Origin of the sequence: Burkholderia seminalis DSM 23518 (assembly GCF_902832885.1) — a bacterium.
GTDB classification, from domain to species: Bacteria; Pseudomonadota; Gammaproteobacteria; order Burkholderiales; family Burkholderiaceae; genus Burkholderia; species Burkholderia seminalis.
In genome coordinates this window covers 268225-287813 of the sequence record NZ_CADFDK010000009.1, presented here as the reverse complement: position 1 = coordinate 287813, position 19589 = coordinate 268225, and the positions used below count along the sequence as shown (strand labels likewise).

17 protein-coding genes and 2 pseudogenes are annotated in these 19589 nt (G+C 68.1%); 9 read left to right on the top strand and 10 right to left on the bottom strand.

Annotation, left to right across the window (positions count from 1 at the left end; genetic code table 11):
• Positions 1-87 precede the first annotated feature (87 nt).
• The 4 genes and pseudogenes from HWX00_RS25840 to HWX00_RS25825 form a co-directional block, all read right to left on the bottom strand.
• A pseudogene (locus tag HWX00_RS25840) lies at positions 88-312 on the bottom strand (FAD-dependent oxidoreductase); the annotation flags it as partial.
• Positions 309-1064 carry an amino acid ABC transporter ATP-binding protein gene (locus tag HWX00_RS25835; RefSeq protein ID WP_175027961.1) on the bottom strand — a complete coding sequence of 252 codons (756 nt, stop codon included), beginning with the start codon at positions 1062-1064 and terminating at the stop codon, positions 309-311. The gene HWX00_RS25835 and the pseudogene HWX00_RS25840, both read right to left, overlap by 4 nt.
• Positions 1061-1717: an amino acid ABC transporter permease gene (locus tag HWX00_RS25830; RefSeq protein ID WP_034191439.1), complete on the bottom strand. Its 657-nt coding sequence runs from the start codon at positions 1715-1717 to the stop codon at positions 1061-1063. The genes HWX00_RS25835 and HWX00_RS25830 overlap by 4 nt, the downstream gene beginning before the upstream one ends.
• Before the next feature lie 88 nt (positions 1718-1805).
• Positions 1806-2582, bottom strand: coding sequence for an ABC transporter substrate-binding protein (locus HWX00_RS25825; RefSeq protein WP_034191440.1), 777 nt, complete (start codon positions 2580-2582; stop codon positions 1806-1808).
• 161 nt (positions 2583-2743) lie between these two features.
• Here HWX00_RS25825 and HWX00_RS25820 point away from each other — a divergent pair, with 161 nt between their 5' ends.
• Positions 2744-3535 carry an IclR family transcriptional regulator gene (locus HWX00_RS25820; RefSeq protein ID WP_034191441.1) on the top strand — a complete coding sequence of 264 codons (792 nt, stop codon included), beginning with the start codon at positions 2744-2746 and terminating at the stop codon, positions 3533-3535.
• 180 nt (positions 3536-3715) lie between these two features.
• On the opposite strand, the pseudogene HWX00_RS36970 reads toward HWX00_RS25820, so the two are convergent.
• Positions 3716-3763: pseudogene (locus tag HWX00_RS36970) on the bottom strand (hypothetical protein); the annotation flags it as partial.
• 181 nt (positions 3764-3944) lie between these two features.
• On the opposite strand from HWX00_RS36970, the gene HWX00_RS25810 reads away from it, so the two are divergent.
• The 4 genes from HWX00_RS25810 (at position 3945) to HWX00_RS25795 (ending at position 8037) form a co-directional block, all read left to right on the top strand.
• The gene (locus HWX00_RS25810) at positions 3945-4655 is read left to right on the top strand and encodes a GntR family transcriptional regulator (protein WP_034191442.1); all 711 of its coding nucleotides are present in this window, start codon (positions 3945-3947) and stop codon (positions 4653-4655) included.
• Between the two features lie 58 nt (positions 4656-4713).
• Positions 4714-5520 (top strand): SDR family oxidoreductase, encoded by an 807-nt coding sequence (locus HWX00_RS25805; protein ID WP_034191443.1) that lies wholly within the window; start codon positions 4714-4716, stop codon positions 5518-5520.
• A gap of 35 nt (positions 5521-5555) precedes the next feature.
• On the top strand, positions 5556-6488 hold the full coding sequence (gene kce, locus HWX00_RS25800; RefSeq protein WP_034191444.1) for a 3,5-dioxohexanoate:acetyl-CoA acetone transferase: 933 nt from the start codon (positions 5556-5558) through the stop codon (positions 6486-6488).
• A gap of 220 nt (positions 6489-6708) precedes the next feature.
• Positions 6709-8037: an MFS transporter gene (locus HWX00_RS25795; protein WP_124669347.1), complete on the top strand. Its 1329-nt coding sequence runs from the start codon at positions 6709-6711 to the stop codon at positions 8035-8037.
• Positions 8038-8308: 271 nt separating this feature from the next.
• Here HWX00_RS25795 and HWX00_RS25790 read toward each other — a convergent pair whose 3' ends face one another.
• Positions 8309-9643, bottom strand: coding sequence for a chloride channel protein (locus HWX00_RS25790; RefSeq protein ID WP_175027962.1), 1335 nt, complete (start codon positions 9641-9643; stop codon positions 8309-8311).
• Between the two features lie 164 nt (positions 9644-9807).
• Positions 9808-11049, bottom strand: a complete 1242-nt coding sequence (codA, locus tag HWX00_RS25785) for a cytosine deaminase (RefSeq protein WP_034191446.1) — start codon at positions 11047-11049, stop codon at positions 9808-9810.
• A 338-nt stretch (positions 11050-11387) separates the two neighbouring features.
• On the opposite strand from codA, the gene HWX00_RS25780 reads away from it, so the two are divergent.
• Positions 11388-12530, top strand: coding sequence for a porin (locus tag HWX00_RS25780; protein ID WP_069705345.1), 1143 nt, complete (start codon positions 11388-11390; stop codon positions 12528-12530).
• A gap of 206 nt (positions 12531-12736) precedes the next feature.
• The gene (locus HWX00_RS25775; protein WP_059556501.1) at positions 12737-13039 is read left to right on the top strand and encodes a DUF4148 domain-containing protein; all 303 of its coding nucleotides are present in this window, start codon (positions 12737-12739) and stop codon (positions 13037-13039) included.
• Positions 13040-13158: 119 nt separating this feature from the next.
• Here the strand turns inward: HWX00_RS25775 and HWX00_RS25770 are convergent, their stop codons facing one another.
• Complete coding sequence (locus HWX00_RS25770) at positions 13159-14106, bottom strand: LysR family transcriptional regulator (RefSeq protein ID WP_034191449.1); 948 nt, start codon at positions 14104-14106, stop codon at positions 13159-13161.
• 200 nt (positions 14107-14306) lie between these two features.
• Here HWX00_RS25770 and HWX00_RS25765 point away from each other — a divergent pair, with 200 nt between their 5' ends.
• Together HWX00_RS25765 and HWX00_RS25760 are read left to right on the top strand one after the other, a co-directional pair.
• Positions 14307-16490 (top strand): FUSC family protein, encoded by a 2184-nt coding sequence (locus tag HWX00_RS25765; protein ID WP_034191450.1) that lies wholly within the window; start codon positions 14307-14309, stop codon positions 16488-16490.
• 137 nt (positions 16491-16627) lie between these two features.
• Entirely contained in the window at positions 16628-16840 is a 213-nt protein-coding gene (locus HWX00_RS25760) for a hypothetical protein (RefSeq protein ID WP_034191451.1), read from the top strand.
• Positions 16841-16978: 138 nt separating this feature from the next.
• Here HWX00_RS25760 and HWX00_RS25755 read toward each other — a convergent pair whose 3' ends face one another.
• Both HWX00_RS25755 and HWX00_RS25750 read right to left on the bottom strand, forming a co-directional pair.
• Positions 16979-18088, bottom strand: a complete 1110-nt coding sequence (locus HWX00_RS25755) for a DmpA family aminopeptidase (RefSeq protein WP_049028341.1) — start codon at positions 18086-18088, stop codon at positions 16979-16981.
• 64 nt (positions 18089-18152) lie between these two features.
• A complete protein-coding gene (locus tag HWX00_RS25750; protein ID WP_175027963.1) occupies positions 18153-19559 on the bottom strand; it encodes an APC family permease in 1407 nt (468 codons plus the stop codon).
• Between the last annotated feature and the right edge of the window lie 30 nt (positions 19560-19589).

Sequence of the window (19589 nt, the reverse complement as noted above, 5' to 3'; positions counted from 1 at the left end):
TGCGACGTCCTGTTCGCCATGCTGCGCGACGGCACCATTTACCAACCCAAGTCAGCCCCTAACGCTTGACGAAACACATAGGGGCACCCCCCAGCCCGGCTGCGCGCCGTCGATCACGCGCACGTTCACGCCGCGTTCGGCCAGATGGAGCGCGGTCGACAGGCCTGTGAAGCCGGCGCCGACGATCGCGACGTCGCACGACGCGGACGTATCGAGCGCGGGGGTATCGGGCGCCGGCGCGGCGGTCGCCGCCCACAGCGAATCGGGCCACTGCGTGTCGGGCCATCCGGGTGCCGCGTTCCTTGCACTCATGTTCGATCCGGGTTGGCGGCGTCGTCCGACGCCAGCAGGCGACGCAGGAATTCCTGCGTGCGGGGATGCTTCGGCTGCGTGAGCACGTCGCGCGCGGCGCCGCTTTCGCAGATGGTGCCGTCGTGCAGGAAGCACACGCGATCGGCCACCTCGCGGGCGAACGCCATTTCGTGCGTGACGACCACCATGGTCATGCCGTCGCGCGCGAGCCCGCGCATCACGCCGAGCACCTCGCCGACGAGTTCGGGGTCGAGCGCCGAGGTCGGTTCGTCGAACAGGATCGCCTGCGGCTCCATCGCGAGCGCGCGTGCGATCGCGACGCGCTGCTGCTGCCCGCCCGACAGTTCGGACGGGTATGCGTTCATCCGGTGCGCGAGCCCGACCTTGTCGAGCGGCGCGCGGGCCTGCTCGCGCGCTTGCGCGGCCGGCCTGCGCCGCACGTGGACGGGCCCCTCCATCACGTTCTCGAGCGCCGTGCGGTGCGCGAACAGGTTGAAGCGCTGGAAGACCATGCCGACCCGCATCCGCAGCTCGTGAATGCGTTTCGAATGCGCATCGACCTTCACGCCGTCGATCGTGATCGACCCTTCGTCGTAAGTCTCGAAGCCGTTGATACAGCGCAGCACGGTCGACTTGCCCGAGCCGGACGGCCCGATCAGGCACACGACCTCACCCTGCTGCACGTCGAGGCTCACGCCCTTCAGCACGGCGTGCTGCTGGAAACGCTTGTGTATCGCATCGATCCGGATCATGTGCTTCTCCTCAGCGAGAGCCGCTTGCCGAGCCGGTTCACGCCGAACATCAGCGGCAAGCCCAGCGCGAGGTACAGCAACGCGACGAGCGTATAGACGCTCATGTTCTGGAACGTCGACGACGCGATCAGCTGCCCGGCGCGCGTGATCTCCGCGACCGTGATCGTCGATGCGACCGATGAATCCTTCAGCAGCATCACGAGCGTGTTGCCGTACGGCGGCAGCGCGATGCGGAACGCCTGCGGCAGCACCACGCGCCGCATGATCATCGGGCCGCGCATGCCGATCGCGTGCGCGGCCTCGATCTGGCCGCGGTCGATCGCCTCGATGCCGGCGCGGAAGTTTTCCGCCTGATAGGCGGAGTACGCGATGCCGAGGCCGAGCACGCCGGCCTGGAACGCCGACAGCTGGATGCCGAGATCGGGCAGCACGAAGTACATGTAGAACAGCTGCACGATGATCGGCAGCCCGCGGATCACGTTGACGACCGTGCTGCCGGCCGTCGCCACGACACGGTTGCGCGACACCTTCAGCAATGCGAGGATCAGCCCGAGCACCGAGCTGAGCACGAACGCGCATGCCGTGATCTCGATCGTGACCACCGCGCCCTTCAGCAGGATCGGCAGGAAATCGATCGCGTTCTGAAAAAACATGAGGTCTCCTATGCGACGGCCTGGCGACGCGCCGCAGTGGGTGCCCGCGACACGCGGGCGATACCGTCCGGGCCTCCCGGACGGGCGCTCAGCTCATGTGCCACTTCTGCAGGATCTGCTGCAGCGTGCCGTCGCTCTTCATCTTGCGGATCGCGCCGTTGAGCTGCTCGAGCGTTGCCGTGTCGCCCTTGCGCACGATGAAGCAGACCTGCCCCTTCACGACGCTCTGGTATTCGGGCACGAGCCGCACCTGACGGTTGACGCCGTGTTCGATCTGGTACGCGACGATCGGCTGGTCGGCGAAGCCGGCCTTGATGCGCCCGAGCGCGACGTCGCGCATGATGTCCGCGATCGAATCGTAGGTCCGGACTTCCTTGAAGATGCCCTTCTTGTTGAGCGCGTCGACGAACGCCGTACCGACCTGCGCGCCGACCACCTGCCCCTTGAAATCGTCCATCGACGTGTAGCGGCCCGGGTCGTCCGCCTTCACGATCAGGCCTTCGCCGAACGAATAGACCGTGTCGGAAAAGTCGACGACCTGCTGGCGCGCCGGCGTCTTCAGCATCGCGGCCGAGATGATGTCGATCTTCTGCGTGGTGAGCGACGGGATCAGCGCCGAGAACACGGTCTGCTGCACGTCGACGCGAAAGCCGGCCGACTGCCCGGCCGCGGTGATCGCATCGACCATCATCCCCTGGATCGAATTGCTCTTGACGTCGAGAAACGTGAACGGCACGCCAGTGGCCGTCGCGCCGACCTTCAGCGTCGGCTCGGCCGCGGCGGCGCCGGGCGATGCCGCGCCGAGCGCGATGCAGGTGGCGAAACCGGCGGCCAGTGCGCCGAACCGCTTGATGAACGAAACCATGGTGCCTCCTTCTCGAATACTTCGGTGCGCCGACTGGTCGCGGATCGACACTGCGACGATGACTCGATCTTAAAACGAATCAAAAATATCGAGAAAAGATTTTTGAGTATCGATATGCGATACGATATGATGCGTTATCGAATCGATTCGGCCCCTTGCCCATGGAAACGTCGCCCGATCAGTCAAACGACCTGCTGTTCAACCAGTCGCTGGAGAAAGGGCTGAACGTGTTGCGCGCGTTCAGCGCGAAGCGGCGCACGATGACGCTGGCGGAAGTGGCCGACGCCGCGGGCATGACGAAAAGCTCGGCGCAGCGCATGGTCTATACGCTCGAGAAGCTCGGCTACATCCGCAAGCATCCGGTCACGCGGCGCTACCAGCTCACGCCGCACGTGATGCGGATCGGCTTCAACTATCTCGCGGCCGATACGCTGATCGACGTGGCGAATCCGTTTCTGTCGGAGCTCACGAACCTGACCGGCGAAACCACCAACCTCACCGAGCCGGACGAGGACGAGATGGTGTACGTCGCGCGTTTCGTGTCGACGAAGTTCGTGCCGATCCACATGCCGATCGGCAGCCGCATCCCGATGTATTGCACCGGCTGCGGCCGCGCATTCCTGAGCGCGCTGCCGCCCGGCGACGCGCGCGCGCGTCTCGACGCCATGGCGCGCCCGCCGCACACGCCGCGCACGGTCACGGCGCTCGACGAACTGGTCGCGCTGCTCGACGGCGCGCGGCGCGAAGGCTACGCCACCAACCAGGAAGAACTGTTCATCGGCGACATGTCGATCGCGGCGCCCGTGCTCGGCAGCCAGGGGCAGCCGGTGGCGGCCGTGCACGTGGTTGCGCCGACGAGCCGCTGGACCTTCGACGACGCGCGCCGCAAGCTCGCGCCGGCCGTGATCGACTGCGCGCGCGGCATCAGCAATTCGATCAGGACGCTCGAGTAGGGTTCGAGGCGCGGAAGGCGCGGTGTACGACGGCGTTTGATCGTCAGCGCGGCTTCTGCGGCTTCTTGGTCCGATAGGTACCGTTCGGGTGCACACGCGTTGTTTCGCCGCGGCGTCCCGTGCTTTGCCGTGGTACAGATCGACGCACTTCAGGTAGTCGAACTTCACGTCGCCGACATCCGTTTCGACGACCGGATGTCGATAATCCCGCGCCAGATGCTTCGCCACCCGTGCGTGAATGACGTCCGGCGCATGCTCCGAAGCGGTACCTGGCCTTCAACCTTCGTCCGCCCTTCCTCGGCGTTTTCCCCGATCCCGTTCGTCTTGACTCCGCCCGCCGCATCGTCAACACTTCGCCTATCGCAAGTGTGATCACAGATCGCAGATCAAACCCAGGAGAACCCCCGCCTTGGCGCCTCGTATCGTCCCGCCCGCACTGAAAGCCATCGAACAGGAAACGATGGCCGACAAGGTCTACCAGCAACTGCGCGAAGCGCTGATGAGCGGCCGTTTCGCGCCCGGCCAGGCGTTGAGCCTGCGCAGCGTCGCCGAGGCGGTCGGTTCGTCGACGATGCCCGTGCGCGCCGCGCTCACGCGGCTGCGCGCCGAGCGCGCGCTGGTCGACGGCCCGAATCGCGCGCTCGTCGTGCCGCCGATGACGCTCGACATGCTCGACGAACTGCGCGACGTGCGGATCGCACTCGAGGGCTGCATCGCCGAGCGTGCGTGCGGACGAATGAGCGACGCGCAGATCGCGGCCGTGCGCAAGACCTGCGAGACGATGCAGGCGCACGTCGAAGCCGGCCGCTCGCGCGCTTACCTGCAAAGCAATTTCGCCTTCCACAGCGCGATCTACGCGCACGGCGCCAGCGAAAGCACGCTCGCGATCGTCGAGAACTTGTGGATGCGGGTCGGGCCGTTCCTGAACATGGTCGCGCTCGACATCCCGCACATGCGGCGCTCGATGGACGCGCACCGCGCGATCGTCGACGCCCTCGAACGGCGCGACGGCACCGGCGTGCGGGCCGGCATCGCGCTCGACATCGGCGGCGCCGCACACGATCTCGCCGAAACCTTGCGGGCCGAACAGGCCCCGCGAACCGTGAACGCAAAGCCGTAGCGGCCGCCCGCCGCGGGCGGCTGCGATCCTACAACATCAACGATGGAGACAACCCGGCATGACAGCTTCCGACCTGCTGAAACCCTATGACGGCCTGCGCGTCCTCGTGACGGGCGGCGCATCGGGCATCGGCCTCGACATCGCCGACGCGTTCGCCGAGTGCGGCGCCCGCGTGCATGTGTGCGACGCGTCGCCAGCCGCGCTGGCCGCACTCGCCGACCGGCCGCCGCGCGCCGGGGCCGGTGCGATCAGCGCGACGCTGGCGGACGTATCCGATCCGGCCGCCGTCGAACGCGTGTTCGACGACGTCGCGGCAACGCTCGGCGGCCTCGACGTGCTGGTCAACAACGCGGGGATCGCCGGCCCGACCGGCGGCATCGACGAGATCGACCCCGTGCAGTGGGAACAAACCGTCGCGATCAACCTGAACGCACAGTTCCAGTTCGCGCGCCGTGCGGTGCCGCTGCTGCGCGACGCGAAACATGGCGGCGCGATCATCGCGCTGTCGTCGGTCGCCGGGCGGCTCGGCTACGCGTTCCGCACGCCGTACGCCGCGACGAAATGGGCCGTGGTCGGCCTCGTGAAGAGCCTCGCGATCGAACTGGGCCCGCTCGGCATCCGCGTGAACGCGATTCAGCCCGGCATCGTGCGCGGCCCGCGGATGCGCCGCGTGATCGACGCACGCGCGCAGCAACTGGGCATCGGTTACGACGAAATGGAGAAGCGCTATCTCGAGAAGATCTCGCTGCGGCGCATGACCGACCCGGCCGAAATCGCCGCGACCGCGCTGTTCCTGTGCTCGCCGGGCGGGCACGGAATCACGGGGCAGGCCATCTCCGTCTGCGGCAACGTCGAAGTGCTGTGACGCACCCGGCATCGTTCACCGAAAGGAATCCATCCGTGGCAAACGCTCGCAAAGTCATCATCACCTGTGCGCCCACCGGCGCGATCCACACGCCGTCGATGTCGCCGTACCTGCCCGTGACGCCGCACGAGATCGAAACGGCCGCCGTCGCGGCCGCCGAGGCCGGCGCGGCGATCCTGCACCTCCACGCGCGCCATCCGTCCGACGGCAAGCCGACCCAGGATCCGGCGGTGTTCGCCGAATTCCTGCCGCGCATCAAGGCGCAAACCGACGCGGTGATCAACCTCACGTCGGGCGGTAGCCCGCACATGACGGTCGACGAACGGCTGCAGCCCGCGCTGCATTTCCAGCCCGAGGTCGCTTCGCTGAACATGGGGTCGATGAACTTCGGGCTGTACCCGATGCTCGAGCGCTTTCGGGAGCTGAAGCATCCGTGGGAACGCGAACACCTCGAGAAGAGCCGCGACCTGGTGTTCAAGAACACTTTCGCCGACATCGAGACGATCCTCACGCGCTGCGGAGCGAACGGTACGCGTTTCGAATTCGAGTGCTACGACATTTCACACCTGTACAACCTTGCGCATTTTGTCGACCGCGGGCTCGCGAAGCCGCCGTTCTTCGTGCAAAGCGTGTTCGGCCTGCTCGGCGGGATCGGTGCCCATCCGGAAGACCTGATGCACATGCGCCGCACGGCCGACCGCCTGTTCGGCGGCGACTACGTGTGGTCGATCCTCGGTGCCGGCCGCAACCAGATTCCGCTCGCGACGATCGGCGCGGCACAAGGCGCGAACGTGCGCGTCGGGCTCGAGGATTCGCTGTGGATCGCGCCGGGCAAGCTCGCGGAATCGAGCGCCGCGCAGGTGCTGAAAATGCGCCAGGTGCTCGAAGGTCTATCGCTGGAGATCGCGACACCGGCCGAAGCGCGCGCGATGCTCGCACTCAAGGGCGGCGACGCGGTGAATTTCTGACCGCGGGTCGCGCCCCGCCCCCGAACCCGCAAGCGCAGTGACAAGGCGCCGGCCCGAGCCGGCCGGCGCCCGGACGCCCATCATCGCCCCGCTCCGTTCGAGCGCCGCCGGCGCGGCTCCGTCGTCTGCCCATCCGCTGCATGCCCCGCAGCGGCATTTGCCGAACGCGGCGCACCGTGCTTGCCGTGCGCGCCGGTTCGCCCTTACCGGAGTCGTCCGCATGTCCACTCATCACGCCCAGGCCCTGCCTTCCGCCGCCGGCGACGCGAGCGCGTCGCTGAACCGGCTGCTGTTCCGCAAACTCATGCCGTTGCTGATCGCCGCATACGTGATCAGCTTTCTCGACCGCACCAACATCGCGTTCGCCAAACATTCGATGGGGGTCGATCTCGGCATTTCATCGGCCGCGTACGGACTCGGCGCGGGGCTGTTCTTCCTGACCTATGCGCTCTTCGAAATTCCGAGCAACCTGATCATGCATCGCGTCGGCGCCCGCTTCTGGATCACGCGGATCATGATCACCTGGGGCGCGCTGTCGATCGCGATGGCGTTCGTCCGCGGCGAGACGTCGTTCTACGTGATGCGCCTGCTGCTCGGGGCCGCCGAAGCCGGGCTGTTTCCCGGCGTGATGCTGTACCTGACGTACTGGTTCGGTCGCGAGGAGCGTGCGCGCGCCACCGGCTACTTCCTGCTCGGGGTGTGCATCGCAAACATCGTCGGCGGCCCGCTGGCCGGCGCGCTGATCGAACTCGACGGCACACTCGGTTTCCACGGCTGGCAATGGCTGTTCGTCGTCGAAGGGATTCCGGCGATCCTGCTCGCCTTCGTCGTGTGGGCACGGTTGCCGGATCGTCCGGGCACCGCGCCGTGGCTTGCCCCGGAGACCGGACGCGCACTCGAACGCGCGCTGGCCGCCGAGCAGGATGCGGGCGTCGGCACGCACGGCGGGCATGCGTTCGGCGCGGCACTGCGCGATCCGCAGATCTGGCTCGCGATCTTCGTGTACTTCTGCCATCAGTTGACCATCTATACGGTGATTTTCTTCCTGCCGGGCATCATCGGCGCCTCGGGACGCTTCTCGCCGTTCGCGGTGGGGTTGTTGACCGCGCTGCCCTGGCTCGCCGCCGCATGCGGCGCCGCAACGCTGCCGCGCTTTGCACGCGAGTCACGGCATGCGCGCCGGATGCTGTGCGCGGGGCTGGTCGTGATGGCGGCCGGGATGGTCGGCGCGGCGCATACGTCGCCGGTTGCGGGGCTCCTGTGCGTGTGCGTGGCCGCATCGATGTTCTTCGTCGTGCAATCGATCGTCTTCACGTTTCCCGCGTCGCGGCTGGCCGGTAGCGCACTGGCGGGCGGACTCGGGCTCGTGAATACGTGCGGGTTGCTCGGCGGCTTCGTCGGGCCGACCGTCGTCGGCGCGATCGAACAGGCCACCGGCAATGCGAAGAACGGGCTGACGCTGCTGGCCGCCGCGCTCCTCGTCGCCGCGTTCGCGAGTCTCGCGTTGCGTCACGGGCACGAACGCCGGGCCGCACGATCGCACGGCTGACGGCGGGCCGGATCCGGGATGGCGAGATGCGGACGGAGCACGCCGCCCGGATCTCGCCCCGCTCGATCAGAACAGATCCATCCGCGCCACACACCCCGCGCCCGAAAACTGGCGCGTCGTCACGACGTATCCCATGACCTCGAGCGCGGGCCCTTTTGCACGAAACGCAGCACGAGGAACCCCGCGCACCGCGCCGCGACACCTCGGCGCCCCGGTAAGCGGCGCCGAATCGACACAGACGACGTGGCCCGCCCTCAGCCGCTCGGGCGCGTCAGCGTACCGTCGTCGCAGGCGCGTTCACGGCGGCAACCGCACTCGCCCGTCGCTCCGCCAGCCGCTGCGCGAACCGGTACGCAACGAGCGAGCCGGCCACGGCCAGCAGCATCGGCACGAGGCTGTCGTGATTCGCGCGCGTGAATTCGAGCAGCAGCACGACGGCCGTGATCGGCATCTGCATCGACGCGGCCAGGAACGCGGTCGCGCCGATCAGCGCACACCCGCCGATCGACGCGCCCGGCCACACGAGGCTCCACAGCCCGCCGAGCACGACGCCGATCAGTGCGCCGTTCGCCAGGCCCGGCGTCAGCAGCCCGCCCTCCGCGCCGGCCCGCAGGCTGCCGGCCTCGATCAGCACCTTCAGCACGAGCAACGCAGCGGCCAGGCCGATCGTCAGCGTGCCGTCGAAACCCAGCGACGCCGGCCCCTTGCCGTTGCCGAGCAGTTGAGGAAACCCCATCGCGAGCACACCGATCACCATGAAATTGACCAGCGCGAACAGGGGCAGCCGCCAGTCTTTCGGCGCGTTCGCCCGCGCGCGGGTCGTGAGCCGCACGAAACCGTATGCGGCGAAACCGAACAGCGGCCCGCAGACGATCGACCACGCGACGAGCGGCGTGCTCAGCACGAACGGCGGCACCGTGTACTGGTGCTCGTTGCCGAGGCCGATCCACGCGACGGCCGCCGCGATCGCCGAGGTCACGACCGCGACGACCAGCGCACGCAGCTCGAACGTGCCGAGCAGCACTTCGAGCACGAAGATCGCGCCGCCGAGCGGCACGTTGTAGACCGCCGCGAGGCCCGCGCCGGCGCCGCACGCGACCATCAGCCGGCAGTCGTCGGGCGTGAGCCCCGCGGCGTGCGCAAACCGCCCGGCCAGCAGCGAACCGATCTCGCGCGGTGCGACTTCGCGGCCCAGCGGCGAGCCGAGCGCAACGGTGACGATCTGCAGCAGCGCGTGAATCGTCGTGCTGACGAACGGCATCCGCGGATCGGCCGCACGCACCGCGCGGCGGATGCTGACGAGCGGCCGGCCATACCGGTAGAGCGCCCACCAGCCGCCACCGGCGACGATTCCGCAGACGGTCAGCACCGCGACCCGGCGCAGCGGATCGGCGCCGGTCACCCCGTCGAGGAAGCTCTCGGAACCGATCACGTGCGCGATGCTGTAGCCGTACGCGATGTGCTGGATCGCATGCAGCAGCAGCGCGAGCAGCATGCCGCCCAGGCCCGCGCCAAGACCGGTCAGGACCGTGACGACGGCCATCCGCGCGAACGGGCTGGCAGGCGGCGGAGAGGAGGCGGGAGCGGACGGCAGATCGAGGCGCATGAGGTCGGCGAACGGGATCGAAAGGACGGCGCGCAACACGCGCACCGTCGTCAGGACCGCATCGTAGGCCCGCACCGATCATGAGACAAACGTATTTTTAGCATCGACTCATGCATCTGATGAATACATGAGATCGGACGAGGCCGTGCGCCCCGCCTTCCGCGTCAGTCCGGATACGTCACGCGCTCCGGTTCGCGCCGCATGATCACCTTCCCGTGGCGAACCGACAGCGTGGCCTTCGCCTGCCGGCGCACGGCTTCGTAGTCGCTGTCCGCGTCGAGCACCACGAGATTCGCCGGACGCCCGGCCGCGATGCCGTAGCCGTCGCCGAGATGCAGCGCCGTCGCGCTGTGGTCGGTCACGAAGTCGAGGCAGCGCTGCAGGTCCTCGTAACCCATCATGTGGCAGATATGGAGGCCCGCGTCGAGCACGCGCAGGATGTTGCCGTTGCCGAGCGGATACCACGGATCCTTGATCGAATCCTGCCCGAAGCACACGTTGAGCCCGGCACGGTCGAGTTCGGCGACGCGCGTGACGCCGCGCCGCTTCGGAAACGTATCGAAGCGTCCTTGCAGGTGGATGCTCTCGGTCGGGCACGAGATGAAGTTCAGGCCCGCGCGCTTCAGCAGCCGGAACAGCTTCGAGCAGTACGCGTTGTCGTACGAGCCCATCGCGGTCGTGTGGCTCGCGGTCACGCGGGCGCCCATCCCGCGCACGCGCGCGGCTTCGGCGAGCACTTCCAGAAAGCGCGAATGCGGGTCGTCGGTCTCGTCGCAATGCACGTCGACGAGGCAGCCGGTGCGTTCCGCGAGGTCCATCAGGAAGCCGATCGAGCTGACGCCCTGCTCGCGCGTGTTCTCGAAATGCGGAATGCCGCCGACGACATCCGCGCCGAGGTCGATCGCCTGCTCCATCAACGCGCGGCCGCCGTCGAACGATTCGATGCCCTCCTGCGGAAACGCGACGATCTGCAGGTCGATCAGCCCGCGCGCCTCGTCCTTCACTTCCAGCATCGCCTTCAGCGCGGCGAGCGTCGGATCGGTCACGTCGACGTGCGTGCGCACGTGCTGGATTCCGTGGTCGCGCAGCATGCCGATCGCCGCATGCGCGCGCGCTTTCGTGTCCTCGTGCGTGATCGTCGCCTTGCGTTCGGCCCAGCGCTCGATGCCCTCGAACAGCGTGCCGCTCATGTTCCATGCCGGCTCGCCGGCCGTCAGCACCGCATCGAGGTGGATATGCGGCTCGACGAGCGGCGGAATCGCGAGCCGGCCGCCGCCGTCGATATCGCCGGGGTTCGCCGGCGCGATCGGCGCGGATTGCGCATCGATCCGCGCGATCGTGCCGCCGTCGATGCCGATCGTGAACAGGCCGTCGCGGCCGCGCAAGCGTACGTTGAACAGATTCATGTGGAGGCCCCTTGTTGTATGCATGACGCGCGCCGCGCGATTGGCGCCGGCGGCCGTGCGATCCCGGTGACCAGTATGGATGAAAAACATCGATGCGCGCACGCGCCGCGCATGTTGCGTCGGCACGACAGCCGGCCACGGCCGGACGGAAGCCCGGCGTCGGCGATCACGTGAAAACCGCCGGCCTCGCGCGCACGCCGCGCGACATGTCGGTTTTGTGAAGGACTCTTGCCGGATCCGGAAAGGTGCGCTCGCCGCGCCGGCGGCCGCGCGCGCGCAGGGCGTTCCTATACTTGCGCCGAACTTTGGTTTCCCCTCCCACACGCAGGAGCTTCACCATGAAAAAAACCCTGATCGCCGGTGCATGCGCGGCCGCCCTGTTCGCGCCGCTCGCCCATGCGCAGAGCTCGGTCACGCTGTACGGCCTGATCGACGCCGGCATCGCCTATACCAACAACGTGAACGGCGCGTCGCAGTGGCGCATGGCCAGCGGCACGGTCAACGGCAGCCGTTTCGGCCTGCGCGGCACCGAGGATCTCGGCGGCGGCCTGAAGGCGCTATTCGTGCTCGAGAACGGCTTCAACGTGAACAACGGCGGCCTCGGCCAGGACGGCAAGCTGTTCGGCCGTCACGCGTACGTCGGCCTGAGCCAGGCCGGCTACGGCACGCTGACGCTCGGCCGCCAGTACGACACGATGGTCGACTTCGTCGCGCCGCTGTCCGCGACGGCCGGCGATTTCGGCGATGCGGGCTTCGCGCATCCGTTCGACAACGACAACCTGAACCACTCGCTGCGCATCAACAACGCGGTCAAGTACACGAGCGATTCGCTCGCCGGTTTCAAGGTCGGCGCGATGTACGCGTTCTCGAACTCGACGAACTTCAGCGCCAACCGCGCGTACAGCGTCGCGGCGAGTTACACGAACGGCCCGCTCAAGCTGGCCGGCGCGTACCTGCAGATGAACGGCACGAAGGGCTCGACGAGCGCGAGCCCCGGCGCGACCGATTCGGCCGAGGCAAAGAGCGTGAACCAGGGCGGCTGGTCGATCGGTTCGGACCGCATGCGCGCCTACGGCGGCGGCGTCGGCTACGTGTTCGGCCCGGCGACGGTCGGCTTCGTCTACACGCGCTCGCAGTACGACAACACGGGCTCGTTCGGCGCCACCGGCCAGGTCGCATTCAACAACTACGACGTGAACGTGCGCTACGCGGTCACCCCGGCGGTCAGCCTCGGCGTCGCCTACGTGTACACGGACGCCAGCGTGTCGAATCCCGACAGCAAGCACGGCTCGGATCCGAAGTGGCACCAGGTCGACCTGCAGGCTGTGTACAAGCTGTCGCGCCGCACCGACCTGTACGCGGAAGCGATGTTTCAGCACGCGTCGGGCCGCGGCTACCAGGCGTTCATCAACACGTCGGGCGGCGCATCGAGCACGGCGAACCAGGTCGTCGGCACGATCGGCATGCGCACGCGCTTCTGAACGGCGTGATGCCGCGTCGCGCGTGGCGCACGGAACGTCGGTTCGTGCGCCACGCGCGACGCGCCGCCAATGTTGTTCCATCTGGAAGGCAGCCTGCCGGGAATCGGGGTTTTTGTGCGTGCGACCGCTACGTAGACTGGCGTCGAAGGCTCGGGTCATGCATCACGCATCGATCCGTCCACCTACCCCGTATTCAGGAGAACCCCGTGAAATCGCTCGTCGTTACCGCCGCCGCTGCCGTCCTGCTTGCCGCACCGGCCCTGTCGTTCGCCCAGCAGGCACAGGCGCCCGTCACGCGCGCGCAGGTGCTGCAGGAACTGATCGATCTGGAATCGGTCGGCTACAACCCGGCGCGCGGTGAAGCCGACAACTATCCGGACGACATCATGGCCGCGCAGCAACGGCTGCAGGCGAAGCGCCTCGCGGAACACAAGGCCGCGCAGGCCGCGTACGGCCCGGCCGGCCAGCCGGCCACCGAATCCGGCGCGGCGGCGAAGCCCGCGCCGTGACGACGTGACGACGCGCCTCGCCCGCGAGAGGGATGTTCCGCGGGCAACGCGCGTCTCGCGCATGCGTGAAGAAGCCGGACAGGACACGGCGCCCCCGTGTGCGCCCGGCGTGCAGGCCTTCAGGCAGCCTGCGGTTCGCGGTCGATCGCGTTCAGCATCTCGACGTCGCGCGCGATCATGCCCGGCACCTGCGCACGCAGCATCTCGACCCAGGTCCGCACCTTCGCATCGACGAAACGGCGCGACGGATACAGCGCGTACACGTTCATCTTCTGCAGGATGTGCGCGGGCAGCACGCGCACGAGCGTGCCGTCGCGCAGTGCGTCGATCGCCGCGTACAGCGGCAGCATGCCGATCCCGATGCCGTCGCGGATCGCCAGTGCGAGCGATTCGGCCGTATTGGTCTGCACCGGCCCCGAGACGTGGATCTGCTCGACGCCTTCGGGGCCCTCGAGCACCCACTCGTGCGTCGGGAACGCGGGCGTGCACAGCGTCAGGCACGCATGCGCGGCGAGATCCTGCGGACGGGCCGGCGCACCGTGCCGTTTCACATAGTCGGGCGACGCGCACAGGATGCTGAACGTGGAGCCGAGCAGGTGCGACACAAGTTCCGAATCGGGCAGTGACGACGCGGTCACGACGGCCATGTCGCTGGTGCCGTCGAACAGGTCGGGCATGCGCTGCGACAGCGACAGCTCGATCGACACGTCCGGGAACTGCGCGTGATAACGCGTCAGCGCGGGCAATACGTAGTGGTGACCGACGCTCGCGAAGCTGTGCATGCGCAACACGCCGGCCGGCCGTTCGTGCGCGCAACTCGCTTCTTCTTCCGCACGGTCGACGTCGGCGAGGATCTGGCGGCAGCGCCGCAGATAGCTTTCGCCGGCCGACGTGAGCGCGAGACGGCGTGTCGAGCGATTCATCAGACGGGTACGCAGCCGCGCCTCGAGTTCCGACACCGCGCGCGACATCGCGCCCGTCGTCGAATTCAGCGATTGCGCCGCGGCCGTGAAGCTGCCCGTCTCGACGACGCGCGAAAACACCCGCATGTTTTGTAGGGTATCCATTCCTGTGAGCAACCTGTAGCGGAACCGCTATTTTCCTCCACTGGATGCGACAGATTGTTACTCCGGCTGCAACTATCGTTTCCCCGGAGCTGCGTTAATGCGCACGCGCCGCACTCCTACAATCGGCGCCTCACCAGTCGAACGGACCCGTTCGGATGCGCCGCGGCCCCGCCCCGGCCCCGCCTCGGCCCCCTCTTTTCATGAAGCCACCACCTGCGATCGAGCAATCTTCCATCGAACCCGCGCGATGGAGGGCCTGGCTCGAACCGCTCGGCGACGCCGCGCGCGACTGGGCGACCCGCGACGGGCTGATCTGGCTGCATCTCGCGAAAACCGTGCTTGCGGCACTGCTGGCGATGGGCATCGCGATGCGCCTCGAGATGTCCCAGCCGCGCACGGCGATGACGACCGTGTTCGTGCTGATGCAGCCGCTCTCGGGCATGGTGTTCGCGAAGAGCTTCTATCGCGTGCTCGGCACGGCGGCCGGCCTCGTCGCCGCGCTCGCGCTCGGCGGACTGTTCGCGCAGCAGCCCGAGCTGTACATGGCCGGCATCACGCTGTGGATCGGCGGCTGTATCGCGCTCGCGGTACGCAACCGCCACTTCCGCTGGTACGGCTTCGTGCTCGCCGGCTACACGGCCGCGCTGATCGGCCTGCCGGCCGTGATGACGCCGCAGACGCTGTTCCAGTCCGCGCTCACCCGCGCCGCGGAAGTCGCGCTCGGCATCGCCTGCTCGGGCGCGGTCAGCGCGCTGATCCTGCCGCTGAGTTCCGCGAAGGCGCTGATGCGCTCGCTGAGCGCGCGCCATGCGACATTCGCGGCGTTCGCCGCCGGTGCGCTGGCTGGCGACGTCGCGCGCGGCGATTTCGAGCGGCGCTTCGCCGATTTCGTCGACGACATCGTCGGTTTCGAGGCCAACCGCGCGTTCGCGTCGTTCGAGGATCCGCACATTCGCGCGCGCAGCCGCCGCCTTGCGCGGCTGAACAGCGAGTTCATGAATGCCTGCACGCGACTGCACGCGCTGCACCAGCTCGTCAAGCGCCTGCGCGCGAACCAGTCGGACGCGGTGCTCGCTGCGCTCGCGCCGCACGTCGACGCGCTCGCCCTGCGCTTCGCGGCACTGCGCGACGAGCGGCCGCGCGGCATCACGCCGGCCACCGGCGCGCTGCTCGAACTGCGTCGCTTCCACGGTGCATTGCCGAAGGCCGCGCGCGCGTCGCGCCGAACCATCGAGGAACATGCCGCGGGCGGCCTGCTCGACTTCGATACCGCGATCGAGCTGATGTACCGCTTCATCGGCGAATACCTCGGCTACGCCGATACCTACGCGTCGCTCGACCAGGACGATCACGCGTTCGAGCGCTCCGTCACGCATTACGCAGTGAAGACCAATGCGTTCTTCGTCGGCTTCGCGTTCCTGCGCACGGTAGTGGCCGTCGGCGCGATGAGTGCGTTCTGGATCGCGTCCGAATGGCCGAGCGGCTCGCTCGCCGTGATCGCCACCGCGATCGCGTGCGCGCTCAGCTCGACGTCGCCGCGCGCGCCGAAGTTCGTCGCGCAGATGAGCGTCGGCGCGGCGTTCGCGACCGCCGTCGGCTACGTGTTCCTGTGCTACGTGTATCCGAACATCGACGGCTTCCCGCTGCTGTGCGCGACACTCGCGCCGGTGCTCGGCCTCGGCGCGTTCCTCGCCATGCGGCCCGGCCTGTCCGGCTACGGAATCGGCTTCGCGGTGTTCTTCTGCCTGCTCGCCGGCCCCGACAACGCGATCGCGTATACGCCCGAAGTGCTGATCAACAACGGGCTGGCGATCGTCGTCGCGATGCTCGCGTGCTCGCTCGTGTTCGCGGTCGTCTTCCCGACCCACATGCCGTGGCTCACCGGCCGCATCGCCCACGACCTGCGCCGCCAGGTCACGCTCGCGTGCGAAGGCGCGCCGGTCGGCCTCGCGCAGCGTTTCCAGTCGAGTACGCACGACCTGATGGCGCAACTGCGCACGCTGCTCGTGCGGCGTACCCGGCAGCACCGCGACGCCATGCGCTGGATGCTGTCGACGCTCGAGGTCGGCCACGCCGTGATCGACCTGCGCGACGAGCTGCGCGCGTTCAGTGCCTCGAAACCGCCGCAGACGCTGCGCTGGACCACCTCGATCGACGCGGTGCTGCACGAGCTGCCGCGCTTCTTCGACGACCCGACGCCCGGCCATCACGCACGCACGCTGAAATCGGTGAATCTCGCGATCCGCGCGGCGCAGCACACGCTGCAGGCCTGGTACGCGGTGCCCGATGCGCGCCGGAGCATGCAGCGGATCGTCGGCTGCCTGCACTTCATGCGCACCGCGCTGCTCGACAAGGATGCGCCGTTCAACCGGCGCCGCCATTGAGGATCGATGCGTGCGCAACGGGATCCTTGTTCCGGATGGAAATAAGCTCTACAGCCCCGGTGATTAATCTTTAAGCAGTGCGAGCCTATAGTTTCCTCACTGCCAGCGCGACTGGCACTCACCCAGGAGAACCCAAAATGAAGCCGCTGCACCTCGCCCTCGTTGCCCTGTCGCTCACCGCCGCTGTCGCCCACGCACAGCCGGCGCCGGCGGACGCCGCACCGCAACAGGCGAACCGCGCCGAAGCCGTCAAGGCCGCGGGCCGTGTCGATCGTTCGCAATCGAAGCAGGAAGACCCGAACGCCTGTGTCGGCCCGGTCAGCTTCTGCAACATCTACTTCGGCAGCTGAGCATGACGCCGCGTCGTCACGGCCAGGCCCGCATCGCCCGCACGGCATGCATCGCATGCGCGGGCGGACGGCGGTCCGGCCGATCGCCGCATCGCCGCCCCGTTCCACGCCGCTTCGATTGAAGCGGCGCTCGCCGTTTCAGGCGCCGCGCCCCGGCCGCCACCCCACTTCGCGCAACGCATCGAGCAGGCGCGCCTGCCCGAGCCCCTCGACCCGCGCACCGCGCGATTCGACGTCGCCGCCCGCGACCAGCGCATTCACGATCGCTTCCTCCACCGCTTCCGCCGCCGCGACGAACAGCGCGGAAATGTGGTCGTTGTTGACCATCTTCAGATCGGTGGTCGGCGCGCCCTTGCTGCCGTAGTTCGCCGCGGGCAGGCCGTCGTTGCCCGTTGCGAATGCCAGGAAGACGTCGCCGCTCGAATCCTCGGTACCGCCGCCGACGCGTGCGAGCCCGACGCTCGCGCGCTGCGCGAGGCGCGTGCACTGATGCGGCAGAAGCGGCGCATCGGTCGCGAGCGTCACGACGATCGATCCCATGCCCGGCTCGCCTTTGGCGCCCTGGTCGCGGAACGGCGAATGCACGTGCCGCAGCACCTCGCCGACCGGGTAGCCGGCCACCCGCAGCATTTCGCGCACGCCGTAGTTTGCCTGGACGAGCGCGCCGACGGTCCAGCCGCCCGCATCGTTCGCGAGCACGCGCGAGGCGGTGCCGATGCCGCCCTTGAACTCGTGGCAGATCATCCCCGTGCCGCCGCCGACGCCGCCTTCCGCGACCGGCCCCGACTGCGCGGCGGCCAGCGCGCGCTGCAGGTGCGCGGCGCTCACGTGCTGCCCCCAGATGTCGTTCAGCAGCCCGTCGTAGGTTTCCATCACGACCGGCATGCACCAGTACACGCGGCCGGCCGCCGCTGCACGCTCGTTCGCGACGAGCGCGTCGCGCACCGTGCCGACGCTGTGCGTGTTCGTATAGGCGATCGGCGTCGTCAGCAGGCCGGCCTCGCGGATCCATTCGAGCCCCGTCGCGTCGCCGTTGCCGTTCAGCACGTGCACACCCGCGAAGCACGGCGAATCGTGCGCGGCGCCCGCGCGCGGCTCGATGACGGTCACGCCGGTGCGGATCGATGCGTCGCCGTTCTCGACGTTCAGCGTGCAATGTCCGACCCGCACGCCCGGTACGTCCGTGATCGCGTTGAAGCGGCCCGGCGTGCCGAGCCCGATGCGGATGCCGAGATCCCTCGTGCGCATGATGCAGTTCCTCCAGTCTTTCCGTGGTTCGGTATGTCGATGCTGCAAGGTGTCGATCCGCCGCTCAGAGCGCGCGGAACGCTTCGCTGTGGCGCGCCCATACCCCGTACATCACGAGTGCGGCGGCCAGCAGCCCCGCGATGATGATCAGGTCGGTCGACTTCGTCGCGGTCGCCAGCGTCGTGTACAGCGTGTAGGCCGCGCCGGCCACCGCGACGAGCGGCGTCACGGGCCACAGCGGCATCCGGTAATGATGCTCGACGTCGCGACGCACGAACCGGCTCGCGAGCGCGGCCAGCCCGACGACCAGGTAGATCAGCAGCAGCAGGTCGACCGTGAACGCGGTCAGTTCGTCGAGGCTCGACACGAACACGAGCCCGGCCGACGGCACCGCCAGCGCGAGCGTCGCGAGCCACGGCGATTCGAGGCGCGGATGGATCGTCGAGAATGCGCGGTTGCAGGCGCGCGACCAGAGTGCATGCCGGCCGCTGCTGTACAGCAGGCGGCCCATCGTGATCACGATCGCGATGATCGCGTTGAACACCGACAGGAAGATCCCGCCGCTGACCACGCGCGACACGGCCGGGTTGCTCAGCGAACGCACCACATAGCCGATCGGGTCGGCACTCTTCGTCAGTTCCGTGAGCGACGGCGCGCCGAGCACGATCGCCGTGAGCGGCACCAGTTCGACGACGAGGATCACGAGCAGCGAATAGATCACCGCCTTCGCGACGTTGCGGTTGCCGCCGCGCAGGTCTTCCGCGAGATACGCAGCCGAGCCGAAGCCGTTGTAGCAGAAGATCGCAGTGCCGATCGCCGGCACGATGGCCGCGAGCGTCGCCGGCACGAGCGCGTTGCCGCTCGCGACGACCGGCGCGATCAGCACGTCGGCGCCGCGATGCGGCGAACCGAAGCCGAGCCCCGCGATCAGCATCAGCACGCCGATCTCGACGACCAGGAACGCGCCGGTGATCCACGCGTTCGTCTTGATGTTCAGCATGCCGAGCAGATAGCTGAGCAGCACGATCGTCAGCGCGACCGACTGGTTGCCGAAGTGCGTGCCGAGCGCGTTGTTCAGGTAGGGCGCGGCGCCGCTCGCGAGCACGGCCGGGATGAACACGCTGACGGACAGCACCGTGATGAAGGTCAGGTAGCCGGGCAGCGTGCCGAACACGCGCTTGGCCATCACGTATTCGCCGCCCGCGCTGCGGTGCGCGGCGCTGAGCTCCGCGTAGCAAAGCGCGAACGCCAGTGCAAGCACGCCGCCGAGCACGAACGACAGCACGGCACCGCTGCCGGCCTGCTGGATCGCGAACGGCGCGATCACGAAGATCGAGCTGGCAGGCGTCACGCCCGATACGGTGATCATCACCGCGTCGCGCACGCTGAGCGTCTGCGACAGCGCGCGCGGCGCGTCTTCCGTTGCAGGCGCCGCTTGCAGGCTACCCGTCGATTCCGACATCATCGCCATTTCGTTCTCCTGTGCTCCTTTGCTGCCAAT